General features: G+C 50.4%; 9 protein-coding genes. 7 read left to right on the plus strand and 2 right to left on the minus strand.

Annotated features, from left to right (window positions below; translation table 11 throughout):
• Positions 1-598: 598 nt before the first annotated feature.
• The 5 genes from C7B82_RS12585 to C7B82_RS12605 all read left to right on the plus strand — a co-directional run bounded on the left by C7B82_RS12585 (position 599) and on the right by C7B82_RS12605 (position 7,255).
• On the plus strand, positions 599-4,165 hold the full coding sequence (locus C7B82_RS12585; protein WP_106256639.1) for a GAF domain-containing protein: 3,567 nt from the start codon (positions 599-601) through the stop codon (positions 4,163-4,165).
• 112 nt (positions 4,166-4,277) lie between these two features.
• Positions 4,278-5,438: an SGNH/GDSL hydrolase family protein gene (locus tag C7B82_RS12590; protein WP_106256640.1), complete on the plus strand. Its 1,161-nt coding sequence runs from the start codon at positions 4,278-4,280 to the stop codon at positions 5,436-5,438.
• Positions 5,439-5,487: 49 nt separating this feature from the next.
• A complete protein-coding gene (locus C7B82_RS12595; protein WP_106256641.1) occupies positions 5,488-6,633 on the plus strand; it encodes a pentapeptide repeat-containing protein in 1,146 nt (381 codons plus the stop codon).
• Positions 6,634-6,797: 164 nt separating this feature from the next.
• Positions 6,798-6,998: a hypothetical protein gene (locus C7B82_RS12600; RefSeq protein WP_106256642.1), complete on the plus strand. Its 201-nt coding sequence runs from the start codon at positions 6,798-6,800 to the stop codon at positions 6,996-6,998.
• Positions 6,995-7,255 (plus strand): ParE family toxin-like protein, encoded by a 261-nt coding sequence (locus tag C7B82_RS12605; RefSeq protein WP_106256643.1) that lies wholly within the window; start codon positions 6,995-6,997, stop codon positions 7,253-7,255. The genes C7B82_RS12600 and C7B82_RS12605 overlap by 4 nt, the downstream gene beginning before the upstream one ends.
• Before the next feature lie 244 nt (positions 7,256-7,499).
• Here the strand turns inward: C7B82_RS12605 and groL are convergent, their stop codons facing one another.
• Together groL and groES are read right to left on the minus strand one after the other, a co-directional pair.
• A complete protein-coding gene (groL, locus tag C7B82_RS12610; protein WP_106256644.1) occupies positions 7,500-9,140 on the minus strand; it encodes a chaperonin GroEL in 1,641 nt (546 codons plus the stop codon).
• Between the two features lie 135 nt (positions 9,141-9,275).
• Entirely contained in the window at positions 9,276-9,587 is a 312-nt protein-coding gene (gene groES / locus C7B82_RS12615; protein ID WP_106256645.1) for a co-chaperone GroES, read from the minus strand.
• Positions 9,588-9,861: 274 nt separating this feature from the next.
• Here groES and C7B82_RS12620 point away from each other — a divergent pair, with 274 nt between their 5' ends.
• Positions 9,862-11,331, plus strand: a complete 1,470-nt coding sequence (locus C7B82_RS12620; RefSeq protein ID WP_106256647.1) for a sensor histidine kinase — start codon at positions 9,862-9,864, stop codon at positions 11,329-11,331.
• A gap of 112 nt (positions 11,332-11,443) precedes the next feature.
• Entirely contained in the window at positions 11,444-11,638 is a 195-nt protein-coding gene (locus C7B82_RS12625) for a hypothetical protein (RefSeq protein WP_106256646.1), read from the plus strand.
• The last annotated feature ends 317 nt before the right edge of the window (positions 11,639-11,955 follow it).

Here is an 11,955-nt window from a genome sequence, read left to right on the forward strand (position 1 = left end):
TCGGCTTCTTCCACCTTAAACACCGATCCAAGGATTCCGGGTTACTGATTCCCGTACAACAACGCTAAACACATGCGTTGAGTCTCTCAACCCAACTTGCGTCCATCTTGTATTTAATTCTGCCTACCTACTTAATAGGGTCTACAGACTTAACAATAGGGTCTGTAGACTTAAAGCGTTTATCTGAAAACGTTAGCATTGCGTCAGAAAACGGCTTATCTAGGGACAACGAAGCGAGCCACTAATTCGATCGCTTAATTGAGCCAGGCTCCTGATGCTTGGTGATTGTTCTTATGACAATGACTCAATTTGAACGGTTTGGCTGCGGCAAAGCCGTGATTGTATGGATTCTGTTAGTCAAATCTGCTACATTAACGGTCTGAATGGTACCTACAGCCGTTTTGCTTTTCGCCACAGCCGCCAATCAAAAGCTACACAAGAGCAGCATTAGGTTCCCTGTCTCACTTACGCAGCAACACATTACTAGGAGCTATTTGCAATTGAAAGATCCTCATTTCTCCTGATTCGATTTCGTTAAAGCAAGGCAAGAATAGTATTGTTGTGCTTTGCTCCGTCTGCCAGGAATAACCGCCCCTGTATGGCAAGAATTTTAATTGTTGAAGATGAAATTGTTTCTGCCTTAATGATTCAGGAGTTTTTGAAGCATTCTGAACATACTGTCATGGCGAGTGTGACATCAGGAGCAGAAGCTGTTCGAGTGGCAGTAGGGATTCAGCCCGATCTGGTTTTGATGGACATTTCGCTGGAAGGTGGGCTGGATGGCATTGCTGCTGCCACCCAAATTCATGAGCACTTGGGCATTCCCATTATCTACATTACGGCGAATGCTGAAGATCAGACGCTGCAACGCGCAGTTGCCACCGAACCGTTTGGCTATCTTGTTAAACCCTTCAGCCAGATCGGACTGCACACAACGATCAATATTGCTCTACGCCGCTATCAGCTGGAGCAACAGCTAGAGCAAGCCGAACAATGGCTCGCCACAACCTTGGCCAGTATCGGCGATGGCACGATCGCCACCGATCGCAACGGTTGCATTACCTTTATGAATGCAGTGGCTGAAGATCTCACCGGTTGGCGACAAGCAGAGGCACTTGGGTCTTCTGCCGATTTGATTCTGCGGTTAATCCACGCTGAAACGCGGGAAGCGATCGAAAGCCCCCTCTTGCAGGCAATCCAACAGGGAAAGAGCGTGAGCATCTCGGATCACTGTTTGTTGCAAACTAAAAATGGGCTAGAGCGAACCATTAGTGAGACGGCAGCACCGATTCGAAATGAGAAGGGTGAAATTACAGGTAGTATCCTGGTGTTTCAGGATGTGACTGAACGCAGGCGGGCAGAAGCGGTGCTACATCGTCGCCAGGAAGAATTTAGAGCACTGGCAGAGAATTCTCCCGATATTGTGGCGCGCTTTGACCGACAATTGCGTCACGTTTACGTCAATCCGGCGGTCGAGGCAGCCACTAGCATCCCTGCAGACGCGTTTATTGGCTACACCAACGCTGAATTGGGAATGCCCACCGAGCTGGTAGAACGTTGGGGTGAGACGCTGCAAGAGGTGCTAAACACAGGCCAGGAGAGGATTACTGAGTTCCAATTTCTGACGCCTGCTGGTTTGAAGATTTATCAGTCGCGGGTGGTGCCAGAATTTGCGCAGGATGGCAGCGTCGAGTTCTTGCTGTGCGTTAGTCGTGATATTACTGCATACAAACAGGCAGAAGCGACCTTACGTCAGCAGGCAAAGCGGGAGCGGTTGCTGGTCGCGATCGCCCAACGGATTCGTCAGTCACTCAATCTGGATGAGATTCTCAACACAACGGTCACCGAAGTGAGTCAACTGCTTCAAACCGATCGTGTTGTGATGTATCGCTTCGAGCCAGATTGGAGTGGGTTCGTCATTGTCGAGGCAGTGGGCGATGGTTGGACGCCGATGCTGGGTCGTCGCTTGTTTGACCCTTGTCTTGTGATGGCAGATTGCTTGTTGCCATATATGGACGGCAACATCAGCAGCACGGCCGATGTGCTCAAGGCTGGGCTAGCCGAGTGTTATGTGGAGTTGCTGACGTCATTCCAAATCAGAGCAAATCTGGTGATTCCGGTTTTAGTGCCCTCTTCTCAAACACAGCAACAGCATAAACAAAAGCAAGGCACTCACCTGTGGGGGCTACTAGCCGTGCAGCAGTGCGCTGAACCACGACGGTGGCAAGATTCAGAGATCGAATTACTCAAAAATCTTGCGGCTCAAGTGGCGATCGCTATCCACCAAAGTCAGCTCTACCAGCAAATGTATCAGCAGGCGCAACGAGAGCAAGCACTCAGCCAAGTCATCCAGGCCATTCGCAATTCCTTAGATCTGAACACCATTTTTCACACAACCGTAGCGGAAATTGGCAGGTTGCTGCAGGTTGAGCAAGCAAACATTTTGCAGTATCTACCAGAGCAAAGCGTTTGGGTGCATCAGGCCAGCTACAGGCGCAACCCGGATGTCGCACCTGTAGGCTTGGACGTGGTGGGGTTAGAAATCCCCGATGAAGGCAACCCCATTACGGCACGGCTTAAACAACTTGAAGTAGTGCGATTAGACGATGCCAGTAAGGTGGCAAATGAAATGACCCAGATCCTAGCCCAAACCTTTCCAGGTGCATGGCTGGCTGTACCCTTACAGGTGGGTGGCTCCGTCTGGGGAAATATTACATTGATTCAGGGGCCAGAACCCTTTGTTTGGCAAGACTGGCAACTTGAGCTGACTCAAGCCGTAGGCGATCAGTTAGCGATCGCCATTCAGCAGTCTCAACTCTACCAGCAAGTGCAGCAGCTCAACACACGACTGGAGGAACAGGTGCAGGAACGTACTGTACTCCTACAGCAAGCCTTCACCTTTGAGGCAACGCTCAAGCGGATCGCCGATCGCGTGCGTGACAGCCTGGACGAAGACCAAATTTTACGAGCCGTTGTAGAAGAACTGGCCCAAACGCTTGGCGTGAGCGCGTGCAGTGTTGCGGTCTATAATCTGCCCCAGCAGACAGTTAACGTGCGCTATGAATACACAACGGCATTAGCGCTGGTACAAGGTCATCTGATCCCTATGTCACTGTTTCCAGGGGTCTACCAGCAGCTCCTAGACGGTCAGCATTTTCAGTACTGTGGGTTAGATGTGCGCTCGACACAGCAGCGCGTCGTACGTCTGGCTTGTCCGATCGTGGATGATCAGGGTGTGTTAGGAGATTTGCGGCTCGTCAATCATGCCGATTACATCTTTTCAGAGCAGGAAGTGCGGTTGGTGCAGCAAGTCGCCAATCAGTGTGCGATCGCTCTTCGGCAGTCGCGCCTTTATCAAGCAGTACAGGCGCAGGTGGCTGAACTTGAAAAGCTCAATCGACTTAAAGACGATTTTGTGAGCACAGTTTCTCATGAATTGCGGACACCGATGGCTAGCATCCGCATGGCTACGCAAATGCTGGAAGTGGTGCTGTTGCAAACGGAAGATGGACGACCACGAGAAACAGCTGAACCCTCTTCACTGGTTTTGCAGCCGTCGTCATTTCAGCGAGCCGCTCGATACTTTCAGGTCTTACGCGATGAGTGTCAGCGTGAAACGCTTTTGATTGATGATTTGCTCGATCTTTCTCGGCTGGAGCAACAAACCGAACCACTCAATTGCAGCACTGTAGATCTCCAGGTTTGGTTGGCTCAATTGGTCAGCTCCTTTACCGATCGCGTCAGCCAACAGCAGCAGCGTTTGGAGACCCGCATGACAACACCGTTACCAGCCTTGACGACCGATTATTCCTATCTGGAACGTATTCTCAATGAACTGCTGCAAAATGCCTGTAAGTACACCCCCGCTAACGAAACGATCGTCCTGGGAGTGAAGGCTGTGGAGCCATCGAACGTCATGCCGCAATCGCATATGCAAATCAGCGTAAGCAACTCTGGAGTCGAAATTTCTGCTGATCAACTTGAACGAGTGTTCGATAAGTTTTACCGGATTCCCAGCAACAATCCCTGGCAGCATCGGGGCACGGGTTTAGGGTTGGCACTCGTCAAAACGCTCATTGAACAGTTACAAGGTACGATCGAAGCGTCCAGTGCAGACGGCTGGACAACCTTTACTGTCAGGATACCGTTAGAGACTGATGCCTAACGGATTGGCATCGGAAAACCAGCAGAAGTGTAGCGTGATCGAGCCAGGTATGCCATGCTCTCTGCAGGCTCACCTGGTCTGAGCTATGTGAATGGAATAATGGGAAGAGTTTATGCCGCGTTATTGGTATGGATTATTACTTAGCAGTGCCGTACTGGCAGTGCTTTGCCTGGTCGCAACACCCACGTTGGCAGCGGAAAAAATTGCCGTTCGCTATGGTTTGTTTGAGCAGTCATTACCCGTTGTCGATTTACGACAATACGCTGAAACAAAGACGGTATCGCCTGCCTTAAACGGATTCTTACGCTTTGCCAGTCAGGAGCAACAACAGGAATTCCGATCGCTGCTCCAAATCAAGCTGCCAATCGATTTAGTGGCGCTCGATCGCGTGCTGAACGGTAAAACGGGCGTGAAGTTGCTCCAGCAGCTAGCGACGGCGATCGTTGGGGGCGATCGTGCAGGGGTGCAGGCACTAAGAGCAGCAGCCGTTCTAGGTATTAAAGAGCAGGGACTTAGTCTTCTCAGCTTCTTAGAGACCTATCCCGATCAGCAGCTTAGTCTCGATCTTCCGAATGCCCTTAACGTGGTCGGTGCTTCCAGCCCTAAGCCGCCTACCGATACGCTGCCCGACATGCCCTTTTGGCAAACGTTCGTCGAGTATCAAGCAACAACCAGTCAAAAGAAGCAGTATCAAGCCTGTCTCTTTGGCGATTCGATTTCAGCGCCGTTGGTTAATGCGCTGGGGGAACACACTGCCAATTTTGCGATCGGCGGCATGAGCAGCGTTTCGCTAGTTGAACAACTCAAACAACTGACGGCTACGAAGGTGACGTGTGAGAAAGCGATCATCGCGATCGGCACTAATGATGCCTGGTACACCATCGCAGACGATCGCTTTACCCAGAATCTGAAAGAGGCGATCGCGCTGACTCGTCAACTCGGGACACCCACGCTTCTGTATGGCAATAACATCAACTCTGGGTCGGTAGTGAGCACACCTAAGATCGTGCTGCTTCCCGCCTTTTACTCTACTCTCGCTGCCAGCAAAAAACCAGAACTGGCAGGCCCCATTCCTCGTGTGGAAGCGATTAATCGACTCATTGATGACGTTGCCAAGGCCGAAAATGTACCCGTCGAAACCGCAGCACTTCAGCCGCTTTTTGACGGCAAAACGCTAAAAGCATCATTAACAACTGATGGTGTTCATCTCAACGCTGCTGGCATCGAAATCTACCGTCAAGCGTTGCTCAATGTCTTGAGTACAATTCCTTAGTTAAACTCCTGCTGATCGTTGTGGGTAACAGTATACTCTCGGTTAACCGATGTTAAAGCGGCAGTTCGAGACGATCGCCAGCGCATTCAAACGGGTCAATCTTAGGACTTGGCTCTTGCTGGTGTTGAGTACGACAATCTTGGTTGTGCTGATTGGCTGGTTGGGTTCTTGGGGTTTAAGAGTTGTGCAGGACTGGGCACAGCTTCAACAGACTCCCACCGATGCAACTCAAAAGCAGTTCAACGCCTCACTGGAGATCGTAAAAGCGATCGTCGGAGGCATTGGCACACTGGCAACGATCGTAGGCGGCATCGTCTTATACCTGAACTTCAGAGTCGCGAATCGGAACGCTGAATTGACCGAATCACGACTGATCACCGAACGCTTCTCAAAAGCAGTTGAGCAGTTGGGCAGTGACAAGATCGAGGTAAGGCTTGGTGGTATCTATGCCCTCGAACGCATTGCCCAAGACTCTGTGCGTGACCACTGGACGATTATGGAAGTGTTGACAGCGTTTGTGCGGGAAAGGTCACCAGTCGAACCAATCCAAAAGCCTCAAGTAAAAGAGTCATTTGCAGAACATTACTTGCAGCCACAGAGTGAAACTGAGGCAAAACTAATGCCAGTAACGAAAGATGTGCAAGCCGCATTAACAGTGATCGGAAGACGGGAAGTAAAGAATGATCCAGATCAGAAGTCGCTGGACTTGAGCGATACCAACCTCAACAGTGCTGATCTCTATCGTGCCCAACTCGAAGGTGCCAAATTTGAAGGTGCTAACCTCAAAAGTGCGAATCTCGAAGGTGGCAGCCTCAAAAGTGCCTTCCTCGGCAATGCTGACCTCAGTGGTGCCCTACTTCACAACGCTGACCTTCCCGGCGCTAAGCTCAGTAGTGCGCTACTCAACAGTGCCGAATTAGAAGGTGCCCATCTCGCATATGCCGACCTCCGTGGTGCTAATCTCATTGGTGCTAACCTCAGCAATGCCAACCTCCGTCGTACCATACTCGACAGTTCTTTGCTCATCGGTGCCAACCTAACTGACGTCAGGGGACTGATGGGTAGGCAACTAGAGTTTGCAAAACTATGTCACACTACTATGGCTGATGGCACAATCAGCGATCGCGATTGCGCAGAGATGGGGCTTCCTCCATCTACTAACTCAGCCAGCGAGGCAGAACCAGACAATCCTTAAAGCATCAGGTCAGCGATCGGATGGGAAGTCTAGCTGATGAAGGGGCACCTTAAAACCAGTTACAAGACCTCAACTTGCAAAACTCGGTTGCGTTCTAGCCAAATTCAGATCCGGCAGTATGATCAGGAAGATGCTGTGCAAATTGCTGCTTTTTCTTCAAATGTATGAGTAACTTGCAAGAGATTGAACGTGCCGTCAGTCAGCTATCTGTAGAGGAGCTTGCTGCTTTCCGAGCTTGGTTTGCAGAGTTCGATGCAGAGCTATGGGATCGGCAGTTTGAAGAAGATGTTGCAGCGGGTCGGCTTGATGGGCTGGCTGAACAGGCGCTTCAACATCTACGGGAAGGACGTTGTACTGACCTTTGAGACATCGCGCAACCCCTGATTTCTGGTATCACTATCGCCAGTTACCGGACGAGATTCAAGCATTGGCTAATCGTTGCTATGCGTTACTCAAGCAAGATTCTCGGTATCCATCGCTGCACTTCAAGAAGGTGGGACAGTTCTGGTCAGTACGAATTGGCATCCACTATCGCGCTTTAGCAGTAGAAGAAAATGGTGCTATGGCATGGTTCTGGATTGGAACTCACGCAGACTATGACCGTTTATTACGAGGTGGGTAATGCTCTTGTAATATTCGCTCCTGAACGCCGCTGCTTCTTCGAGTTCCAGATACGCTTCTGGTGAATAGTAGTGTTGTTCCTTTGTTTGCATTGTCGTTGTGCAATGACGTTATGACCAGTGTAACGCTACACGTCGTTGTACAAAATGAACGCAAAAAAGGGGCGATCGCTCTCGAAAAAGCGATCGCCCCTTTCTATAAATTTTCGGGTTTGGAGTGTCGACACCCCAGACCCGATACCCCAATTAGTAGTCGTAGTCGCCGCCGCCCATGCCGCCGCCGCCACCAGCAGGAGCGCCATCTTTGGGTTCAGGCTTGTCTACAACGATACATTCGGTGGTCAAGACCATACCGGCGATCGAAGCCGCGTTTTGCAGCGCCGAACGGGTGACTTTCGCAGGGTCAACGATACCCGCGGCAAACAGGTCAACGAATTCGTTCGTCGCGGCGTTGTAGCCAACATTGAACTCCTTCTCTTTGACGCGCTCAGCAATGACTGCACCGTTTTGACCCGCGTTTTCAGCGATCCGCTTCAGGGGAGCTGCTAGCGCACGAGCGACGATCGACGCACCAATCAACTCTTCGCCTTTGAGGTTAGCGTTTGCCCAAGTTTCCAGTTCAGGAGACAGGTGAGCCAGAGTGGTACCACCACCGGGAACGATACCTTCTTCAACAGCCGCTTTAGTGGCGTTGATGGCATCTTCCAGACGGAGCTTGCGATCCTTCATTTCGGTTTCGGTTGCTGCGCCGACTTTGATGACGGCAACGCCACCAGCCAGCTTCGCCAAACGCTCTTGCAGTTTTTCCTTGTCATAAGAGGACTCGGTTTCCTCGATTTGACGACGGATTTGCTCCACACGAGTTTTAACAGCCTTCTCGTTGCCTTCAGCAACGATCGTGGTGGTGTCTTTGGTAAGGGTGATGCGACGAGCTTTACCCAACGATTCGAGCTTGGTGGTATCCAGCTTCAGACCCGCATCTTCAGTGATCATTTGACCGCCTGTGAGCACAGCGATGTCTTCCAACATTGCCTTACGGCGATCGCCAAAGCCAGGGGCCTTGACGGCAGCGACATTCAGCACACCGCGCAAACGGTTGACCACCAGGGTTGCGAGCGCTTCTTTTTCGATGTCTTCAGCAATGATGACAAGAGGGCGACCAGAGCGAGCGACTTGCTCCAGGATGGGCACCAGGTCTTGCACCAGAGTGATTTTTTTGTCGGTGATGAGGATGAAAGGCTCATCAAGCACCGCTTCCATGCGCTCGGTGTCAGTGGCGAAGTAAGGGGAGATATAGCCTTTGTCAAAGCGCATCCCTTCTGTGACTTCCAGTTCGGTCGTCATGGACTTGCCTTCTTCGAGGGAAATCACGCCCTCTTTGCCCACTTTATCCATCGCGTTGGCAATCATCTGACCGACTTCGTCGTCGTTACCAGCAGAGATTGCGCCCACCTGAGCGATCGCTTTGGAGTCTTCTACAGGGCGAGCATGCTCTGCAATGCGATCGACCAAAAAGTTCGTTGCCTTGTCGATGCCACGCTTCAGTGAAATGGCATTCGCGCCAGCAGCGACGTTCCGCAGACCCTCTTTGACGATCGCGTGCGCCAGTACAGTTGCCGTTGTGGTGCCATCACCCGCTGCATCGTTAGTCTTGGAAGCAGCTTGGCGGATCAGGGCTACACCAGTGTTTTCCACATGATCTTCAAGTTCGATTTCTTTGGCGATCGTGACACCATCGTTCACAATCTGAGGAGCGCCAAACTTCTTCTCCAGCACGACATTCCGACCTTTAGGCCCAAGGGTGACAGCCACTGCCTCAGCCAGAATATCCATACCCCTTTCAAGGGCGCGACGAGCATTTTCGTTGTAAATGATGCGCTTAGCCATAGTTTCCAGTAGTTTTAAGTGTTGAGTGATGAGTTTCGAGCTGAAATCGCGTACCAATGTTGAATCTCAAGCCTCAAGTTTTGGTTATCACTGCTATGGGATAACTCAAAACTCAAAACTTAGAACTCTTAACTCCTAAGCGACGATCGCCAGAATGTCTTTTTCAGACAACAGAACGTATTCTTCCGTGCCAAGTTTAATATCAGTGCCTGCATACTTGGAATAAAGCACCTTATCGCCAATCTTCACTTCAGGCTCTTGGCGAGAACCATCGTCACTGCGCTTGCCAGGACCAACGGCAACGATTTCACCAACCTGAGGCTTTTCTTTCGCAGCATCAGGCAGAAGAATGCCACCAGCGGTCTTCTCCTCAGAAGCGGTCACTTTCACAAAAACACGGTCACCCAGCGGCTTAACAGTAGATACGCTCAGAGTTACGGCTGCCATACAAAATTCTCCCAAACTAGCAGGTTAAACTGAACAAAAGATTCAGGTTATTTTAGCGATCGGACTGAGTTAGCACTCTCAGCCCCTGAGTGCTAATCTACCGAAGGTTAGATACAATTGCAACTTTTTAATCTGTACGGTTTACCGAACTGAGGCTTGAGTGGGCGGCAGCGTAGCGGTTTGAGGTAACGTTAAATCGTCTCAAATTTGGGCAGACTAAGTGGAGCTAATCGGTGTAGCCCGTTTATTCGTGCTCTTTACTGCGATCGGAGCGATGAAATTGTTTTGCCACCGTGTGCCAAGCGAGTACTCCCAATCCGTCTTACCGCCGACACTTTTAGAGGGACGGTTGCAGACATTCCACCTGGAAGCAACCCTTCAGGAACTGGAGCGCTACGACTTTTACCTTGAGTTAGACTGCCTGGGCACAGAACTGGCTCACGTATTTGAGCAACACCCACTGTTACCTGGAGTTGTACTGCTAGAGGCAGGGCAGTTTGCCGGTATGCTGTCTCGTCGCCGACTGCTTGAATACTTAATCCGACCTCACGGTGTCGAACTTTTTTTGCAGGCACCATTGCGGGTTTTATATAGCTATGCCCGTAGTGATTTGCTGCTACTAGATGGAAGAACACCGATCATTATGGCAGCGCAGCAAGCATTACGACGATCGCCTGCATTGCTAGGCGAACCGATCGTCGTGCAGGTGGATCCCCAGACCTACCATTTGTTGGATATTCATGCTCTCAACATTGCCTACTGGCAAATTCGCGGGATTGAAACTCAGGTACGGTATGAGCGCACTCAAGTACAGCTGATTCAAAGCGACAAAATGGCAAGCTTGGGGCGCTTAGTAGACGGTGTGGCTCACGAAATTCTTGATCCCGTGAGTTTCATTTGGGGGAATCTTAGTCACGTTTCTACTTATAGTGACAGTCTTCTGCAACTGTTGAGTGCTTACGAAGCCCATTCAGGGAATCTTTCTGATGAGCTCGTGCAACTACGAGAGGAAGTGGAAATCGATTACCTTCGGGAGGATTTACCCCGTACGATCGCAAGCATTCGCACCGGCGCAGACCGTCTATCAAAGCTAGCCAGCAGTTTGCAAAACTTCTGCCACATTGATGAGGTTTACCCGAAACCAGCTGACCTACATGAATTGATCGATAGCATTCTGCTGCTGCTCAAAAGTCGTCTTACCAGCGACATTCGGGTGGTGAAGCACTATGGGCACCTGCCGCCAGTGCTGTGCTTCGCAGGTCAACTGCACCAGGTTTTCATGAATATTTTAAGTCATGCTGTGGATGCTTTAATTGATCAAGCCGTGAATCGGCAGCTAAAGCAAGACTTCGAAGCCAAGCCGCACCCGCCGTCTTACATTGCTAAGCCAACGATCGCCATCACAACTGAAATTCGTACCACGATCGTAGATGGTAAGCCGTCTCGCTGGATCGCGATCCGCATTGCGGATAATGGTCCTGGTTTAGCGGTTGAAGACCAGGCACGCATTCTAGAGTCGTTCTCAGTAAAAAAACGGGCAGAGAAAGAAACCAGTCTGGCTGTGAGCTACCAGATTATTACAGCTAAGCATGGAGGAAAATTCGAGCTTCGTTCGCGGCATGCAACCTCTGAAGAACCTCAGACTGCCACTGACGGAGCGCCGTGCAACATGCTTTCGAAGGCTTTGAGCGAGCAGCATTTTGCGACTGGAACAGAGTTTGAACTTTTACTACCGCTGGCTTGATTCATAAAAACATAAATCGTAGCCTAAGATACTTTTTGTTATCTTCATCTATGTATCGGATTTCTGCGGAATAATACAGATACATCCAACTGCACATAATGCGGAGACAACCATGCAAGAACTTCAAGGCACGGTTCCAGTTTTCAAGACACCCCAAGAGCTCGATCGCGCTGTTCGGAATTATCAGGTCAGCGACTTAAAGGGATTCGAGCTATTTCGTCAGTGGCTGGCAATTCGCAATGCTTCGTTGGAACAAAGTCGCGTTGAATTAGCAGGCGATCGGATTCCCGGTGACGACAGCTACTAACCAGAGGCGTATGAGCGTTTGGTTGCTCAGCATCGCAAATTAAATAACCCCTAAATCTAGTAGGGACATGGCAATGCCGTAGCTCTACTGCATCATCAGTTTGTCATCCTAAGGAGCTTTAAAGAAATAACGTCATGGACTGTAGCCGTCAGCCGTCAGCGGTCAGCCATTAGAGAAAAGCTGACCGCTGATCGCTGATCGCTAATCCAAACGTATGCAGTTATTTTTTAACAAGTCCTAAGGGACTCGCTCAAAAATAAAGTACCAACAGCTACCCTGAAATAAGCATCATATATGGCGTAGTGGGGAGAGATTGC

Source organism: Stenomitos frigidus ULC18, assembly GCF_003003795.1.
In the GTDB taxonomy this organism is placed as follows: domain Bacteria; phylum Cyanobacteriota; class Cyanobacteriia; order Leptolyngbyales; family Leptolyngbyaceae; genus Stenomitos; species Stenomitos frigidus_A.

What these genes read in the sequence shown, in the direction of transcription:
- C7B82_RS12585 (WP_106256639.1), top strand. Translation starts at nt 599, where the DNA reads ATGGCAAGAATTTTAATTGTTGAAGATGAAATTGTTTCTGCCTTAATG.
- C7B82_RS12590 (WP_106256640.1), top strand. Translation starts at nt 4,278, where the DNA reads ATGCCGCGTTATTGGTATGGATTATTACTTAGCAGTGCCGTACTGGCA.
- C7B82_RS12595 (WP_106256641.1), top strand. Translation starts at nt 5,488, where the DNA reads ATGTTAAAGCGGCAGTTCGAGACGATCGCCAGCGCATTCAAACGGGTC.
- C7B82_RS12600 (WP_106256642.1), top strand. Translation starts at nt 6,798, where the DNA reads ATGAGTAACTTGCAAGAGATTGAACGTGCCGTCAGTCAGCTATCTGTA.
- groL (WP_106256644.1), bottom strand. Translation starts at nt 9,140, where the DNA reads ATGGCTAAGCGCATCATTTACAACGAAAATGCTCGTCGCGCCCTTGAA.
- groES (WP_106256645.1), bottom strand. Translation starts at nt 9,587, where the DNA reads ATGGCAGCCGTAACTCTGAGCGTATCTACTGTTAAGCCGCTGGGTGAC.
- C7B82_RS12620 (WP_106256647.1), top strand. Translation starts at nt 9,862, where the DNA reads ATGAAATTGTTTTGCCACCGTGTGCCAAGCGAGTACTCCCAATCCGTC.
- C7B82_RS12625 (WP_106256646.1), top strand. Translation starts at nt 11,444, where the DNA reads ATGCAAGAACTTCAAGGCACGGTTCCAGTTTTCAAGACACCCCAAGAG.